We start from the raw sequence: 16067 nt of genomic DNA on the forward strand, positions 1-16067 counted from the left end.
GTTCCGTTCGCTTGCGGAAACCTCACCCGCCCGGATTTCCCGGGCGGGACATGGATCATGGGGCGATCAGGCCCGCTTCTGCGGGCGCATGTCGGCGCGGTCGATGCCGGCGACCGGCACCGGCTTCTTCATGGCGTCGCGGCGGAAGGGTTCGCCGAGTTCCTGGTTGAGGATGACCTCGACGAAGGTCGTCACGCCGTTCTTCTGGTCGGCGATGGCATTCGCCAGCGCCTCGGTGAGGGCCGCCGGCGTATCGACGGCGACGCCCTTCAGCCCGCAGCCCTCGGCCACCTTGGCGTAGCTGAGATTGGGGTTGAGCTCCGTGCCGACGAAGTTGTTGGCGTACCACAGCGTCGTGTTGCGCTTTTCCGCGCCCCACTGGTAGTTGCGGAAGATCACCATGGTGATCGCCGGCCAGCCCTCGCGGCCGATCGAGCCCATCTCGTTCATCGAGATGCCGAAGGCGCCGTCGCCGGCGAAGCCGACGACCGGCACGTCCGGGCAGCCGATCTTGGCGCCGACGATCGACGGGAAACCGTAGCCGCAGGGGCCGAACATCCCGGGCGCGAGATATTTCCGTCCCTGTTCGAAGGTCGGATAGGCATTGCCGATCGCGCAATTGTTGCCGATGTCGGTGGAGATGATCGCCTCCTTCGGCAGCGCCGCCTGGATCGCCCGCCAGGCCTGGCGCGGCGACATGCGGTTCGGCTCGCGGTTGCGGGCGCTCTCGTTCCATTCCGTGCCGACATCGTCGTCCTCGTGGTCCATCGAGGAGAGCTGCTGCTGCCAGGCCGAGCGGGTCTGGTGGATCGCCGCCTTGCGTTCCTCACGGCCGGCATCGCCGGCGGAGGGGGAGAGCTGTTCCAAGATCTGGCCGGCGACCTGTTTCGCGTCGCCGCAGATGCCGACCGTCACCTTCTTGGTGAGGCCGATGCGGTCGGCGTTGATGTCGACCTGGATGATCGCGGCATCCTTCGGCCAGTAGTCGATGCCGTAGCCCGGCAGGGTGGAGAAGGGATTGAGGCGCGTGCCGAGCGCCAGCACGACGTCGGCCTTCGAGATCAGTTCCATCGCCGCCTTCGAGCCGTTGTAGCCGAGCGGGCCGACCGCGAGGCGATGGCTACCCGGGAAGGCGTCGTTGTGCTGGTAGCCGCAGCAGACCGGCGCATCGAGCCGTTCGGCGAGCTTCATCGACGCGCCGATCGCCCCGCCGATGACGACGCCTGCCCCGTTGAGGATGACCGGGAACTTCGCCTCCGACAGCAACCTTGCCGCTTCGGCGATCGCCTGCGGGCCGCCGGCCGGGCGCTCGAAGCGCACGATGGCCGGCAGATCGACGTCGATCACCTGGGTCCAGTAGTCGCGCGGGATGTTGATCTGCGCCGGGGCACAGCCGCGCCAGGCCTTCTCGATGACGCGGTTCAGCACTTCGGGAATGCGCGAGGGATCACGCACCTCCTCCTGGTAGCAGACCATCTCCTTGAACATCGCCATCTGGTCGACTTCCTGGAAGCCGCCCTGGCCGATCGTCTTGTTGGCGGCCTGGGGCGTCACCATCAGCAACGGCGTGTGGTTCCAGTAGGCGGTCTTGATGGCCGTGATGAAGCCGGTGACGCCGGGGCCGTTCTGGCCGATGGCGATCGACATGGTGCCCGTCGCGCGGCTGAAGCCATCGGCCATCATGCCGGCATTGGTCTCGTGCGCGCAGTCCCAGAATGTGATGCCGGCCTTGGGAAACAGGTCCGACACCGGCATCATGGCCGAGCCGATGATGCCGAAGGCATGTTCGAGCCCATGCATCTGGAGGACTTTGACGAAGGCTTCCTCGGTGGTCATTTTCATGGCTGCTTCCTTTCCTTCGGAATTGGTTTCAATGGGTTAGAGGATTTCGTCGCGCAGGTAGTACCAGCGGTACATGCCCCACTGGCCGAGCCTACGGAACGGCGTCAGGAGCCCGTGGCTCGGCAGCGGCGAGGTGAAGATGGGAAGGTCGAGGCCGGCACCCTTGCCGGCGACCATTTGCGCCATGCGGCGTCCGGCCTGCGCCGAATACATGACGCCGTTGCCGCCATAGCCCATGGCGTAGAACAGTTTCTGCGCGGGGTCCGGCTGGAAGATGCGGGGCATCATGTCGTGGCTGACATCCACCCAGCCCCACCAGGAATAATCGATCCCGATGCCGCGCAGGATCGGGAACTTGCGGTAGAGCCCGTCGAGCAGCAGCGCGAGGTGTTTCGGGTTTGCAGCGTCGCGCCCGGTGATGGCGCTGCGGCTGCCGATCTGCACCCGGCCGTCCGGCAGCATGCGGTAATAGTGGCGGAGCGTGCGCGTGTCGGTGAGCGGAATGCGCGCCCTGAAGTTCAGCGCCTGCTGCTCGCTCTCCGTCAGCGGCCGGGTGACGACCGAGTTCGACAGGATCGGCATCAGTCGGCGCCGGGTCAGCACGTTCATGCCGGGGGACGTGTAGCCGGCCGTGGCGATGCAGACGGCGCGGGCGCGCACCGTGCCACCGGGCGTGCGAAGATAATGCACGCCGCCCTTCACCGTGCAGTCGAGCACCGGGCTCGACGTGTGCACCCTCGCGCCGAGCCGCCGCGCCAGGCGGAGATAGCCGAAGGCCAGCTTTGCGGCGTGGATGCCCATGCCGTCCGGCTCGTACATGGCGCCGCGCGCCTCCGCATCGCGCACGAAATCGCTGTGGATCTCCCCGCGCGAGACCATGCGGGCGCGATAGCCGAAGGTCTCGTTGAGGACGCGGACCTCGCTTTCCAGCGCCGGCAGCACCTTGTCGCGATGGGCGATATAGAGATGGCCGCCGTCCTGCGGGTCGCAGTCGATCCCGGGTTCACGGACCAGCGACCGGAACAGGTCGAACCCCTCGGCGATTTCCGCATGCATCCTGCGGGCGACGTCGACGCCCCAGCGGGCGATCCATTGCGAGCGCTTCAGGCGGCCGGCGGAAATCTGCGCCTGCCCGCCATTGCGGGTGCTGCATCCCCAGGCAACCCCGTTGGCCTCCAGCACCGTCGCCTTGATGCCGTGCTCGCGGGCGAGATGGATGGCGCAGGAAAGGCCGGTATAGCCGGAGCCGATGATCGCGACATCGACGTCCATGTCGCGCGTGACGGGGCCGTCGTCCTCCGGCTCGGGGCCGGCCGTGCCGATCCAGTAGGTCGGCGCGTAGTCCTTGCCGGTGCCCGGGGTCGGAGCCGTTTCCGGATCATAGGCGGGATCGAACGGCGCCCTGCCGGTCTTGGGAGGAATGGTGCGCAATTGCATGGCCGTGCTCCGAGCGTTCAGTACCGGGGTTGCAGGACCGGCCGGTTCTTCCGGAAAGCCTGCTTGCGGACGATCTTGCCGTTCGCGAAGGTGAAGAGGTCGCAGCCTTCCGCCTCGATGCGGCTGCCGTCGGCCGCCGTGCCGCGGAAGGTCCATTCGGAGACACCCCGGTCGCCGGCCGTAAAATGGCTGTGACCGGCCCATTCGGCATCCGGCATCGCCGTCCAGACGCCGCTGAAAGCGTCGGCGATCGCCCTGGCGCCCTCGATGCGGTTGCCGTGGACGTCCGGGCCACCGACCGCGTTGAACACGCAGTCCTCGGCGAAGAAGTGCATGACCCCATCGATGTCATGCCGGTTGAAGGCGTCGAACAGGGTTTTGAGATCGGTTGCGCTGAGTGTCATTGGGCAGTCCTCTGGCTTGTCGCAAGGCATGGCTCCGCCGGAGACGGGAAAGACCGTCTTCAAGGGCCGTCGGGGCCGGGTCGTTGGAGTGTCGGGCTGTCCGCCGCCGGTTAGATGCGCCCCTTCCAGGGGATCAGTGTCTTTTTGAGGTAGCGGATCAGGAGATCGAAGGCGAAGGCGAAGAGGCCGATGATGAAGATGCCCATGATCACCGTATCGCTTTCGAGGTTTTCGGCGGCGTTCAGCACCATGAAGCCGAGACCGCGGTTCGCGGCGACCATTTCGGCGGCCACCAGCGTCGTCCAGCCGACGCCGATGCCGATGCGCATGCCGGTGAAGATCTCCGGCAGGGCCGCCTTCATGATCACCTGGCCGATGACCTGGCCGCGGGTGGCGCCCATCGCATAGGCGGCGTGGATTTGCTCCGTCGAGACCGAACGCACCCCGGCCCTCGCGGCGATCGCCATCGGCGCGAAGATCGCCAGATAGATCAGAAACACCTTCGGGAACTCGCCGATGCCGAGCCAGATGATGACGAGCGGCAGGTAGGCGAGCGGCGGCAGCGGGCGGTAGAACTCGATGATGGGATCGAAGAGGCCGCGCACGAAGCGGTTGACGCCCATCAGGATGCCGATCGGCACCGCCGTGACCAGGGCCAGCAGGAAGGCGCCGAAGACGCGGCCGATACTGGCCATCGTGTGCTGCATCAGCGTGGAGTTCGAGACCCCTTCCGTCATCGCCAGCCAGAACTTCTCCCAGACCGAGAGCGGCGAGGGCAGGAAGAGCGGCTTGACCCAGCCGGATTCCGTCACGAGGAACCACAGTGCGACGAGCACGGCCGCCGTCACGAAGCTGATCAGGCCGCTGCTGCCATCGCCCGGGGCGCCGAAGATCTTGCCGGCCTTGGCGGGCTTGGCGCGTGTCACTCTGTCAAGCATGGGCCACCTCCGGGTTGCCGGACGCACGTTCGTCGCCGTAGATGATGCCGAGCACTTCCTCGCGCATGCGGATGAATTCCGGGCTCGACTTGATCGCGCGGGCATTGCCTTCGGCAAGGAAGCGGCGGTTGAAGTCGAGTTCGTAGGTATGGGTGATGCGGCCGGGGCGCGGCGACATGACGATCAGCCGCGAGCCGAGGAACAGCGCCTCCTCGACGCTGTGCGTGATGAAGAAGAACATCTTGTTGGTGAGTTGCCAGACCTCCAGCAGGAGTTCCTGGATAGTTTCGCGCGTCAGCGCGTCGAGTGCCGCCATCGGCTCGTCCATCAGAAGCATGGCGGGGTCGCAGGTCAGCGCCCGCGCGATGCCGACGCGCTGCTGCATGCCGCCCGACAGGTGATAGATCATGTGGCGGTGGAAATCCTGCAGGCCGACGAGGGCAAGGTTCTTGGTCGCGATCTCCCGCCGCGTCGCCTTGTCGACGCCGCGCAGCTTCAGGCCGAATTCGGTGTTCTCGATGACGTTGAGCCAGGGCAGCAGCGCATGCTTCTGGAAGACCACGCCGCGCTCGGCGCCCGGCCCGTTGACCCGGTGGTTGCCGAGCGAGATATCGCCTTCCGAGGGGGCCATGAAGCCCGCCATGAGGTTGAGCAGCGTGGTCTTCCCGCAGCCCGAAGCGCCGAGCGCGACGACGAAATCTCCGCTCTTGATGGTAAGGTTGACGTCTTTCAGGGCGATCACCGCCTGGTCCGAGTACAAGCCCGGATAGGTCAGACTGATGTTCCTGACGCTGAGTGTTTCCATGAGAAATGCCTCCCTGCACCTCGGTCACGGGTCTGGTGGACACACCGGCCGCGAAAGGCGGCCGGTGCAAGCGGCAAGACTATGCTATTTCGCAGCCGCCTCGGCGAAGCTCCCATTCACGTAGGGCGCATAGTCGTCCAGCGACTTGCCGATCTGCTTCTGCTCGACGAGGAACTTCGCGCTCTCGGTAAGCGCGCGGGTCGCCCCGCCGCCGAGCCATGTGTCCGAGGCCTGCTCGTCCGCGTTCGGGAAGGAGAGCAGCTCCAGCGCCTCCACCGTGCTCGGACCGTCGCCGCCGATGAGCTTGACGATACCCTGCACCTGCGGCGAATCCACCGTCCAGGCGGCCTTGTTGGCATTGTAGTCGGCGTAGGATTCGGCAAGAACCCTGGTGAAGGCCTCCATCAGCTTGGGGTTCTCCGCGGCCCAGGCCTTATCGACCACCAGCCCGTCGAAGGTCGGCACGCTGGCAGCGCCGATGACCTCGGAATCGGAGATCACCTTGCCGGTCTTCAGGATTTCCGACAGGGCCGGCGGCCAGACATAGGCGGCGTCGATATCGCCGCGCTGCCAGGCCGCGACGATCTGCGGCGGCTTCAGGTTGAGGATCTCCACCTCGCGCGGATCGATGTTCCACACCTTGTTCATGCCGACGAGCAGGTGGAAATGCGAGGTCGAGACGAAGGGCACGGCGACCTTCTTGCCCTTGAGATCCGCCGGCGTCTCGATGCCCGAGCCGTCACGGGCGACCAGCGCCTCGGACTTGCCGATATTGTCGAGGATCCAGAAAAGCTGGAGCTCGACGCCGCGCGTGGCCGCCGCCGCCGTGCCGGTCGAGCCGATCACGCCGATCGGCACGTCGCCCGAGGCGAGCGCCGTCGTGATGTCACCGGCCGACGAGAACTGGCGCCAGTCGATCGTATAACCCGCCTCCTTGGCGGCCGCGTCGAAGCGGCCATCGGCGATGGCGGCGACGAACGGGCCGACGATCTGCTGATAGCCGACGACCAGACTGGTTTGTGCGTAAGCGGCGCCTGACGCAAGAAGGCCTGCCAGAAGGCCGGCAGTGGTGGCCAGGCGATTGAAATTCTTGAAAAGCATCATCGTTCTCCTCATCGATTGGTGCTTGAGCCGGTTGCCCCGGTCTTCTTGACAAAAGTGATAAATGCGGCACCCCGCTTGCGTTATATCCAGTTTGGAAGTTGAATAAATCCAGATTGCCTCCCCGCAGCACGGACGCCATGCGCACCAACGTTTCCGAGACGATCTTCTTCATCGACCGGGAGAGCGGGCTGGGCCTGCAGGCACAGTTGCGGGAAACCGTGGTCTCCGCCGTGCTTGCGGGCCGCGTCCAGCCCGGCGCGCACCTGCCCTCGACCCGCAAGCTCGCCGACTACCTCCATATCTCGCGCATCACGATAACGCTCGCCTATCAGGAGCTGGTGTCGCAGGGCTATGTGGAGGCCGCGAACCGCAGCTCCTACCGCATCGCGAGCAATCCGCCGGGCAAGGGCCTGGAAAACGACCGTCCGTCGTCCGGTTCAGCCCCGGTGGACTGGGCGGGGAAGATGAAGATGGGGTTTGCGGTCGTACGCCAGGTGTCGAAACCGCTCGACTGGCGGCGCTACCCCTATCCCTTCCTCTATGGCCAGATGGACCCGTCGCTGTTCGACCTCAACGCCTGGCGCGATTGCGCCCGCCGGGCGCTGGCGCGCGAGGATTTCATCCTGATGGCAAGCGATTTCGCCGCTGCCGACGATGTCAGGCTCGTCAACTACATCTGCTCGCGCACCCTGCCCCGGCGGGGCATCCATGCGAACCCGGACGAGGTCCTCATCACCGTCGGCGCGCAGAACGCCTTGTGGATCGTCACCCGCCTGATCCTGGACAAGGGGTCCAGGGCGGTCTGCGAAAACCCCTGCCACCCCGATATCAGCGCCTCGCTGCTGCTCAGCGGCGCCAGGGTCACGACCGTCGACGTCGACGGCGAGGGCCTGCCGCCGGACGACCTGCCGGAGGATACCGACGCGGTCTTCGTCACGCCGAGCCACCATTCGCCAACGGGCGCGACCATGCCGATCGACCGGCGCACGCGGCTGCTGCAGGCCGCGGCGGAAAAGGACTTCGTCATCGTCGAGGACGACTACGAGTTCGAGATCAGCTATCTTGCCCCGCCCTCGCCGGCGCTGAAGGCCTTCGATTCCACCGGGCGCGTGCTCTATATCGGCAGCTTCTCGAAATCGCTGTTTCCCGGCCTGCGGCTGGGCTACCTCGTCGCGCCCGCCTCGTTCATCCGCGAGGCGCGCGCGCTCCGCTCCCTGATGCTGCGCCATCCGCCCGGCCACCTGCAACGCACCAGCGCCTATTTCCTCGCGCTCGGCCATTACGACGCCGTGCTGCACCGCATGCGCACGGAATACCACAAGCGCCACGTCCTCATGGCCGAGGCGCTGCGGCGGGAGGGACTGACGATCGCCGGGTCCTCCGCCTTCGGCGGCACGTCCTTCTGGATGGAGGGGCCGGAAGGGCTGGACGCCGACCGGCTGGTGCACGAACTGCGCCAGGACGGCGTGCTCGTCGAATCCGGCTCGCCGTTCTTTCCGGAGAGCGACAGGCCCTGCCGCTATTTCCGCATGGGCTATTCCTCGATCCCGCGCGCCAACATCGTCGAGGGCGTTTCGCGCGTACGGGCCTGCATCGACCGCCTTGCAGGCGGGTAAGCCGCCGGCCCGGCAGACGCTTGCCCACCGGGTTCCTATGAAAGCGCGGACTTGGCCGGCCCCGCGGCACCCTGCTGGCCGGCCCGGGCCTTCTCGCGGAATTCGCCCGGCGGCACGCCGAACTCGGCCTTGAAGACGCGGGAGAACTGCGTCTGGTCGCCGAAACCCCAGCGATAGGCGATCTCCGCAGCCGTCTGGAAATTGCCCGGATCTTCCAGCGCTTCCCGGCAAGCCATCAGCCTCTGGTCGCGGATCCAGCTGCGAACCGTCTGGCCCGTATCGCGGAACAGTTCGTGCAGGTAGCGGGTGGAAATGCCGCAGGCCCGCGCGATGCGCTCCGGGTCGAGGCGGAAATCCTGGAGATTGGCGCGCATATAGGCCTCGATGCGGGCGAGATGCGCGCCGCGCACGGTGGAATTGCCCGAAGTCAGCACCCGGTCGTCCGCCTTGATCGCCAGCACGAGCAGATCGACGAGCTGGCGGCCGACGGTCACGCGCGCCTCCTGCGTCATGCCGTCGAAACGGGCGGGCAGGAGATGCAGCATGTCGGTGAAGAGGCCGCCGGCCCCGTTGTTCGCCTCGAATTGCAGGGTGCAGAAGCGGTCCGGCGCGCGCATGCGGCCGGCCAGCGCATCGGCCTCCACCTTCAGCACCCACATGTCCGCCGGCTCGGCATGGCTGAACTGGTAGGGCTCGCTGCTGCGCTCCAGGAAGAAGCCGCCGGGCGGGCACTTGATGTCCTTGCCGCACTGGGAAAAGAACACTTCCGCCTTGGCCGGCACCGTGACCAGGAATTCCTCGTCGCGCGCGGCGCGGAAGTGATGCGGCAGGCGATGGTACTGCAAGGCGTCTGATGTGAGGCGCGAGATCGAGACGTCGCCGAACTGCCAGGTCGTCAGGTCGCCGGAAAACCGGTCGGCGTCACGAAAGCGCAGGTCGAGCGGAAAATAGGCCGAGGCGATGGCCTCGTGCCAGTGGCGGCTGCGGTCCGGCGCGCGTGTCGCGCTTGTGGTGATGCTCGTCTTCATGCGGCTTGCCCTCTTCGAACAAAGGTACGCACATGATTTTCGCCAGGCAACGAAAATGACAGCTTGTGCGCCCGCGCGCAATTCGTCGTTCCCGCGCTGCAAAGACCGGAGCGGAAAACTCTGCCTAGATTGACCCCGGCTTCAACGGTGCGACAGATACCGGCGGCTCAAGGGAACAGTCACATCAGCACTTCCAACGGTTTCCAGGCCGTCGGTTCTCGCCCTCAACCAGCGTGAACACGATGAACCATACCCAGACTTCAAAGGTAGACCCGATCACCCTTTCGGTCGTGCGCGGCATGCTCGAGACGACCCAGCGCGAAATGACGCTCGCGCTCGAAAAGACGGCGCGCTCGTCGGTCTTCAACCTGGCGCACGATTATTCGACGGCGCTGTTCAACGCCCGGCCGGAGATGATCCTGCAGGGCCAGGACATCCCGATCCATCTCGGCTCGCTCATCCCCGCCATGAAGGCGGTCGCCGCCTTCTTCGGCGACGACATCCACGAGGGCGACCTGTTCCTGCACAACGACCCGGCCTTCGGCGGCAGCCACGCCATCGACACCTGCATGTACAAGCCGGTCTTCTACAAGGGCGAGCTCGTCTACTGGACCGTCTGCAAGGGGCATCTCACCGACATCGGCGGGCCTGTTCCCGCCGGCTACAACCCCAACGCCACCGAGATCTACGCCGAGTGCCTGCGCATTCCGCCGGTCAAGATCTGGGACCGCGGCACGCCGCGCAACGACGTGCTCAACATGATCCTCACCAACATGCGCGCCCGCCGCGACCAGGAGGGCGACTTCCGGGCGCTGATCGGCGCCTGCCAGGTCGGCGAGCGCAACCTCATCGCCATGCTCGACAAATACGGCAAGGAGCAGGTCGACGCCTGCGTCGACACCTTGCTCGACATGGCCGACCGGCACATGCGCGCGCTGATCGCGACCGTGCCCGACGGCACCTACGAGGGCTCAGCCATCCTGGAGGATGCCGGCCACGGTTTCGGGGATTTCGAGATCAAGGCGACGGTGACGGTCACGGGCGACAGCTGCCACATCGCGATCGCCAGCCCGCCGCAGGTCCCCTATTTCATCAATTCCTACGAAGGCAACTCCCATTCCGGCGTCTATCTCGGCCTGATGATGTTCGCCGCCCTGCCACCACCCTACAACGAAGGCCTCTATCGCTGCGTCAGCCTCGATTTCGGGCCGAAGGGCACGCTCTGCAATGCGCAGGAACCCGCCCCGCACATGAACTGCACGACGACGCCGATGGAGACGCTGACCGACGCCGTGCGCCTCGCCTTCGAAAAGGCCATGCCTTCGAAGGTCTCCGCCTCCTGGGGCCACGCCAACGGCCTCAACATCGCCGGCCGCGATTCCCGCACCAACGAGGAATTCGTCACCATGGTGCTCGCCACCATCATCTCCGGCGGCGGCGCGACGCCCAAGCAGGACGGCTGGCATGCCGTCGGCCCGGAATGCTGCTTCGGTGCGCTCACCTCCGGCGACGTCGAACTGCTGGAATATTCCTACCCCATCGTCATCCACCGCTATTCGCTGATGACCGATTCCGGCGGAGCGGGAAAATTCCGCGGCGGCTCCGGCACCGCCTGGGAGGTGGAACCGCTCAACGGCGACATGCTGTGCATCGGTTTCGGCGAAGGCCGGCGCATTCCGGCGATGGGCGCGGCCGGCGCAAGATCGGCGATGCTCGACACCAAGGTCGGCCGCGTGGAGCTGCGCCGCGGCGGCAAGGTCGAGGTGGAGCGCAAGAACATCATTGAGACCATCAAGCCGGGCGAGACCATCACCAACCTCAACCCGGGCGGCGGAGGCTACGGCAATCCCTTCGAGCGGCCGGTTGAGAAGGTCGTGTGGGACGTGCGCAACGGCCTCGTCTCCATCGAAGGCGCGCGCGCCGATTACGGCGTCGCCATCGCCAACCCGCAAACCCTCGCCGTCGACGTCGCCGAGACCGCGCGGCTGCGCGCCAGTGAATAAAGGAAGACCAGACATGACCATGCATTCCTACCGTCTCGGTATCGACGCCGGCGGCACCTTCACCGACTTCGTCATCGCCGACCGCGCCAGCGGGGAGGTCAAGCTGTTCAAGGCGCTCTCCACGCCCACCGACCCGACGAAGGCCATCGAGAACGGCCTCGGCCTCATCGCCGCCGATCTCAGGAAGCCGATCGAGGAGATCATTGCGAGCTGCGACCTCTGCATCAACGGCACGACCGTCGGCCTGAACGCGCTGATCACCCATCGCGGCGGCAAGACGGGGCTGATCTGCACCGCCGGCCATGAGGATTCCATCGAGATCCGCAACGGCCACAAGGAGGACGGTTTCCGATACGACCCGGATTATCCGGCCGCGACCATGCTCGTGCCGCGCTATCTCCGACGCGGCGTGCGCGAGCGCATCCTGTCCGACGGCTCGGTACGCACCCCGCTGCACGAGGAGGACGTACGCGAGGCCTGCCGCCTGTTCCTGAAGGAGGGTGTCGAGACCGTCGCCATTTCCTTCGTCTGGTCGGTGCTCGACCCGAGCCACGAACGGCGCGCGGCGGAAATCGTGCGCGAAATGATGCCGGAGGCCATCCTCACCGTCGGCGGCGAGCTTTACCCGCAGGTGCGCGAATACACCCGCACCTCCACAGCCGTCACCAACGCCTATCTCGCCCCCGTCATGCGCCGCTACGTCGCCGCCGTCGACGCCTATTTCCGCACGCTCGGCGCCAAGCAGCCGGTGCGCTACTTCCAGTCGAACGGAGGGCTTGCGGTCGGCCAGGTGATGACCGACCGCTCCGTCTACGCCATCAATTCCGGCCCGGCCTCCGCGCCGCAGGCGGGGCTCTATGCCGGTGCGCCCTTCGACCACAAGAACGTCATCACCGTCGACATGGGCGGCACCTCCTTCGACATCACGCTCACCCGCAACGGCCAGACCAACCTCAACAAGAACATCGACTTCCTGCGCTACCGCATCGGCGTGCCGATGATCCAGGTCGAGACGCTGGGCGCAGGCGGCGGCTCCATCGGCTGGATCGATCCGCTCGGCCTCTTGCAGGTCGGTCCGCAATCGGCAGGCTCCGAGCCCGGCCCCGCCTGCTACGGCCGCGGCGGCACGGAGCCGACCACCTCGGATGCCAATCTCGTGCTCGGCTACCTCAACCCGGAGGGCCTGCTCGGCGGCAAGCTGCCGCTCGATATCGAGAAGGCGCGCGCGGCGGTGGCGCGCGTTGCAGAACCGCTCGGCATCTCCGTCGAGCAGGCGGCCTACGGCATGTTCGCCATCATCAACAACAGCATGGTCAACGGCATCCGCCGCGTCTCCGTCGAGCGCGGCTATGATCCGCGCGATTTCGTGCTGGTCGGCGCGGGCGGGGCGACGGCGGCGCATATCACGGCGCTGGCGGGCGAGATGGGCATCGACACGATCATCCTGCCGAAACTTGCCTCCGGCCTCTGCGCCTTCGGCCAGATCATCTCCGACGTCAAATACAACTACATGGCTCCCGCCCCGGTGCGCCTCGACAATGCGAGCGCCTACCCGCGCATCGACAGCCTGTTCCGCGAGATCGAGGAGAAGGGCGTCGCGCATCTGAAGGCGGACGGTTTTGCCGACGACGCGATCGCCATCAAGCGCTCCATCGACATGCGCTATGTCGGCCAGGTGCATGAATGCACGGTCGATATCGGCACGTTCCCGATCGACGAGACGACCATCGAAAAGGTCAAGGACGCCTTCCACGCCCGCCACGAGGAACTCTACACCTATGCCGAACGCCACAGCGCGGTCGAGGTCGTGAACCTCGAATCCACCGTCTACGGCCTCATCGAGAAGGTCCGCCCGCCGAAACTCGCCGAAGGCGGCGATGCGAAGGCGGCGCTCAAGGGCTACCGCGAGGCGATCTTCGACCAGTCCGGCAAGGCGATCTCCACGCCGATCTATGACGGCGCGAAACTTGGCGCGGGCGCCCGCATCGCGGGGCCGGCGATCATCGAGGAGGTGACGACGACCATCGTCATCGAGCCCGGCTGGACGAGCGTGCTGCATGAAAGCGGCAGCTACCTGCTGACGCGCACCTGAGCCAATGGCCCCGCCGCCACCGGCAGGGCCGCATCACCTGCAACAATCGAGGGGAACAAGATGGCAGGCAACCTATCGGCCACCGAAGCCGACAATTCGGATTTTTCCAACGTGGCGGTGCCGCCGCATGCCCGTATGCCCAGGGGCGCCTTGACCATGGCCTGGTGGGCGGTGTGCAGCGCCGTCTTCTATATCGTCGTCGGCGCGGCGATGGCGCTGAATTTCGGCACGCGCAACGCCATCATCGGCATCGTGCTGTCGGTCGTCGCCTATGGCGTCGTCAATGCGGTGCTGAGCCGCTTCGCCATCCGCACGGGGCTTTCCGTGGCGCTGTTCTCGCGCGTCCTCTTCGGCAATGTCGGGGCGGGGCTGGCAACGCTGATCTTCTGCGCCACGGCGATCTACTACGCCGTCTTCGAGGGCTCGGTCATCGCCGTCGGCATCAACACCGTGCTGCCGTCGATCTCCTATCCGCTCGCAGCCCTGATCGTCGTGCTCTACAGCGTGCCTCTGATCTTCGGCAGCATCCAGACCTGGCTCGACAAGTTCAACGGCGTGCTGCTGCCCTTCTACATCCTCGGCCTGATCGTCGCCGTCGCGCTCGCCATCGGCGAATACGGCTACAGCGACAAGTGGCTGAACCTCGGCCCGGAAACCGGCGCGCCGGCCGGCGGCTGGTGGTCCTGCTTCGTCTATTACATGGGCGTCTGGGTGCTGATGATGTTCACCTTCGACTATGCCCGCTTCGGCCGGCAGGAGGACGCCGGCTATCATGCCTGGTTCAACTTCGGCACGCCCTTCTATGCCGTCGCCTTCCTGGTCAGCGGGCTTTTCGGCATGTTCATGATCGGCACCGTGCCGGATCTCGGCGCACTCTCGGAGGTCAGCGTGCTGCTGGCGCTCCTGAAGCTCATGGGCATCTGGGGCCTCGCCTTCGTCTGGGTCACCCAGACGCGCATCAACACGGCGAACTACTACCTTGCCGCCGTCAACCTCGAAGCGCTGGTGCAACTCTTCGGCCGCCTGCCCTTCGGACGCGTTGGCTGGGCGATCGCGGTCGGCGTCATCGTCTATCTCCTGATGCTGGCCGACGTCTTCGCCTACCTGCTCCAGGCCCTCGCCTACCAGGGCATCTTCGTCGTCGCCTGGGTCGCCGTCGCCATGGCGCATATCCTGATCGACCGCTACAGCACGCTGGTGGGGCCTGCCATCGAATACCGCTCCAGCCATGTGCCGGCCTTCAACCCGCTCGGCATCAGCGCCTGGTTCATCGCCGCAGCGGTCGGCATCGCGCTGCATGTCTGGGGTGGCACCTATGCGGAGCTCTCGGCGCCGGCGACCGCGGTCCTCGCCTTCTCCATCTATGCCGCGGGGCTAATGCAGGCGCGTCGCTCCTGGTTCCTAGTGGCGGGCTGAGCCCAACGGCCGTGCCCCATTTGCGGGGCACGGTCCCTTATTCGCCCCGTCCGGCTGCCGGGCGCTGATGCGACATGCTACCGGCCGCCCTGCGTCCCCAGCAGCCGCTGTGCGACGCCCGCGAACAGCGCCACGCCGGTTTCCAGCGACGCCTCGTCGATATCGAAATCGGCGGCGTGGTGCACGGCAGGAATGTCGCTGCCGATGATGCAATAGGCGGCCGAACCGCCGTTCTCCCGCACGCGGCGGATCATCAGGCAGGCATCGTCGCCGCCGCCGATCGACCATTCCGGCAGCACCTCGGTTACGCCGGGCAGGCCCCGGGCGACCGCGGCGATGAGCTCGGCGGCGTCCCGGCTGTTCTCGTTGCCGGGCATATGGCTCTTGCGCACGATCTCCACGTCGCACTGCTGCATGGCGGCGGCACCCTCGATGACCGCGTGCAGCCGCTCGACCATGTAGTCATGCGCCGCACGGTCGTCGGCCCGCACCTCCACCAGCATCTCGCAGGTATCGGCAACGATGTTGAAGGCCGTGCCGGCGGTGAGCATACCGACATTGACGAAGGTCTCTGCACCGGCAAAACGCGAAACGCCGTGCAGGCCAAGCGCTGCCGCGGCGCCCGCCAGCAGCGCGTTGCGCCCCTCCTGCGGGCCCATCGCCGCATGGGCAACGGCGCCGCGGAACGTGACGACGAAGCGGCTCGAGAACAGGAAGCCGACGGCGCTGGCGCCGATCTTGCCGGAGGGCAGCAGGCAGCCGAGATGACCGACGAAGAGATGATCGACCCCTTCGACCGCGCCGCCCGCCACCATGGGCGCGGCGCCGCGCGCACTCTCCTCGGCCGGCTGGAAGATCAGGCGCAGGGTGCCGGAAAGCCCCTTTTCCCGGCTGAGCCGTCGGGCAAGGGCAAGGCCGATGCCGACATGCCCGTCATGGCCGCAGGCATGCATGCGCCCGGCAAAGCGGGAACGGTAGTCCTCCGCGTTCGGCCGGTGCTCCGCCGCCTCGGTCTCGCTGACCGGCAGGGCATCCATGTCGAAGCGGAAGGCGACGACGGGACCTTCGCCAAAACGGTAGTCGGCGACGACGCCCGTCAGGCCGTCCGGCATGCGCTCCATCCAGGCGGGGTCCCCGCCCGCGGCAAGCGCCGCCCGCCTCGCATCCGCCACCTGCCCGGCCGACGGCGGATCGATGACCGCGTCGTAGTCCATCACCTCGCGGCCGGTGCGCACGGCAAAACCGAGATGATCGAGATAGGCAGCGATGCGCGAGGCCGTGCGGTATTCGAGGAAGGCGGTTTCCGGATGGCGATGCAGGTCGCGGCGCACGAGCACGGCGGGCGCATTGCTGGCGGCGATCATCTCGGCAAGGGTCATGGT

Annotated in this window: 12 protein-coding genes; 4 read left to right on the forward strand and 8 right to left on the reverse strand. The window is 66.4% G+C overall.

Features of this window, described 5'->3' with window-relative positions:
• Window positions 1–66: 66 nt before the first annotated feature.
• The 6 genes from xsc to tauA form a co-directional block, all read right to left on the reverse strand.
• Window positions 67–1842 (reverse strand): sulfoacetaldehyde acetyltransferase, encoded by a 1776-nt coding sequence (gene xsc / locus AABF56_RS25890; RefSeq protein WP_272807584.1) that lies wholly within the window; start codon window positions 1840–1842, stop codon window positions 67–69.
• 36 nt (window positions 1843–1878) lie between these two features.
• On the reverse strand, window positions 1879–3279 hold the full coding sequence (locus AABF56_RS25895) for an NAD(P)/FAD-dependent oxidoreductase (RefSeq protein WP_272807583.1): 1401 nt from the start codon (window positions 3277–3279) through the stop codon (window positions 1879–1881).
• A 17-nt stretch (window positions 3280–3296) separates the two neighbouring features.
• The gene (locus tag AABF56_RS25900; RefSeq protein WP_272807582.1) at window positions 3297–3683 is read right to left on the reverse strand and encodes a nuclear transport factor 2 family protein; all 387 of its coding nucleotides are present in this window, start codon (window positions 3681–3683) and stop codon (window positions 3297–3299) included.
• Between the two features lie 110 nt (window positions 3684–3793).
• Entirely contained in the window at window positions 3794–4621 is an 828-nt protein-coding gene (locus AABF56_RS25905; RefSeq protein ID WP_272807581.1) for an ABC transporter permease subunit, read from the reverse strand.
• Window positions 4614–5426, reverse strand: a complete 813-nt coding sequence (locus AABF56_RS25910) for a taurine ABC transporter ATP-binding protein (RefSeq protein ID WP_272807580.1) — start codon at window positions 5424–5426, stop codon at window positions 4614–4616. Before AABF56_RS25910 ends, AABF56_RS25905 begins: the two co-directional genes overlap by 8 nt.
• A gap of 84 nt (window positions 5427–5510) precedes the next feature.
• The gene (gene tauA / locus AABF56_RS25915) at window positions 5511–6530 is read right to left on the reverse strand and encodes a taurine ABC transporter substrate-binding protein (protein ID WP_272807579.1); all 1020 of its coding nucleotides are present in this window, start codon (window positions 6528–6530) and stop codon (window positions 5511–5513) included.
• A gap of 137 nt (window positions 6531–6667) precedes the next feature.
• Here tauA and pdxR point away from each other — a divergent pair, with 137 nt between their 5' ends.
• Window positions 6668–8146 (forward strand): MocR-like pyridoxine biosynthesis transcription factor PdxR, encoded by a 1479-nt coding sequence (pdxR, locus tag AABF56_RS25920; RefSeq protein ID WP_272807578.1) that lies wholly within the window; start codon window positions 6668–6670, stop codon window positions 8144–8146.
• A 35-nt stretch (window positions 8147–8181) separates the two neighbouring features.
• Here pdxR and AABF56_RS25925 read toward each other — a convergent pair whose 3' ends face one another.
• Window positions 8182–9174, reverse strand: coding sequence for an AraC-like ligand-binding domain-containing protein (locus AABF56_RS25925; protein ID WP_244766195.1), 993 nt, complete (start codon window positions 9172–9174; stop codon window positions 8182–8184).
• A 242-nt stretch (window positions 9175–9416) separates the two neighbouring features.
• Here AABF56_RS25925 and capB point away from each other — a divergent pair, with 242 nt between their 5' ends.
• Genes capB through AABF56_RS25940 form a run of 3 tightly spaced genes read left to right on the forward strand, consistent with a single transcriptional unit; the run spans window position 9417 to window position 14685 of the window.
• Window positions 9417–11177, forward strand: a complete 1761-nt coding sequence (gene capB, locus AABF56_RS25930; RefSeq protein ID WP_272807577.1) for a caprolactamase subunit beta — start codon at window positions 9417–9419, stop codon at window positions 11175–11177.
• 13 nt (window positions 11178–11190) lie between these two features.
• Complete coding sequence (gene capA, locus AABF56_RS25935) at window positions 11191–13269, forward strand: caprolactamase subunit alpha (protein ID WP_272807576.1); 2079 nt, start codon at window positions 11191–11193, stop codon at window positions 13267–13269.
• Window positions 13270–13329: 60 nt separating this feature from the next.
• Window positions 13330–14685 carry a purine-cytosine permease family protein gene (locus AABF56_RS25940; RefSeq protein WP_272807575.1) on the forward strand — a complete coding sequence of 452 codons (1356 nt, stop codon included), beginning with the start codon at window positions 13330–13332 and terminating at the stop codon, window positions 14683–14685.
• Window positions 14686–14762: 77 nt separating this feature from the next.
• Here the strand turns inward: AABF56_RS25940 and AABF56_RS25945 are convergent, their stop codons facing one another.
• Window positions 14763–16064, reverse strand: a complete 1302-nt coding sequence (locus tag AABF56_RS25945; protein WP_272807574.1) for an amidohydrolase — start codon at window positions 16062–16064, stop codon at window positions 14763–14765.
• Window positions 16065–16067: the final 3 nt, after the last annotated feature.

Source organism: Shinella sp. WSC3-e (genome assembly GCF_945994535.1).
In the GTDB taxonomy this organism is placed as follows: domain Bacteria; phylum Pseudomonadota; class Alphaproteobacteria; order Rhizobiales; family Rhizobiaceae; genus Shinella; species Shinella yambaruensis.

Coding starts and splice junctions, on each gene's coding strand:
- AABF56_RS25905 (WP_272807581.1), bottom strand. CDS start 4,621: ATGCTTGACAGAGTGACACGCGCCAAGCCCGCCAAGGCCGGCAAGATC.
- AABF56_RS25900 (WP_272807582.1), bottom strand. CDS start 3,683: ATGACACTCAGCGCAACCGATCTCAAAACCCTGTTCGACGCCTTCAAC.
- tauA (WP_272807579.1), bottom strand. CDS start 6,530: ATGATGCTTTTCAAGAATTTCAATCGCCTGGCCACCACTGCCGGCCTT.
- AABF56_RS25945 (WP_272807574.1), bottom strand. CDS start 16,064: ATGACCCTTGCCGAGATGATCGCCGCCAGCAATGCGCCCGCCGTGCTC.
- AABF56_RS25925 (WP_244766195.1), bottom strand. CDS start 9,174: ATGAAGACGAGCATCACCACAAGCGCGACACGCGCGCCGGACCGCAGC.
- pdxR (WP_272807578.1), top strand. CDS start 6,668: ATGCGCACCAACGTTTCCGAGACGATCTTCTTCATCGACCGGGAGAGC.
- xsc (WP_272807584.1), bottom strand. CDS start 1,842: ATGAAAATGACCACCGAGGAAGCCTTCGTCAAAGTCCTCCAGATGCAT.
- AABF56_RS25910 (WP_272807580.1), bottom strand. CDS start 5,426: ATGGAAACACTCAGCGTCAGGAACATCAGTCTGACCTATCCGGGCTTG.
- AABF56_RS25940 (WP_272807575.1), top strand. CDS start 13,330: ATGGCAGGCAACCTATCGGCCACCGAAGCCGACAATTCGGATTTTTCC.
- capA (WP_272807576.1), top strand. CDS start 11,191: ATGACCATGCATTCCTACCGTCTCGGTATCGACGCCGGCGGCACCTTC.
- AABF56_RS25895 (WP_272807583.1), bottom strand. CDS start 3,279: ATGCAATTGCGCACCATTCCTCCCAAGACCGGCAGGGCGCCGTTCGAT.
- capB (WP_272807577.1), top strand. CDS start 9,417: ATGAACCATACCCAGACTTCAAAGGTAGACCCGATCACCCTTTCGGTC.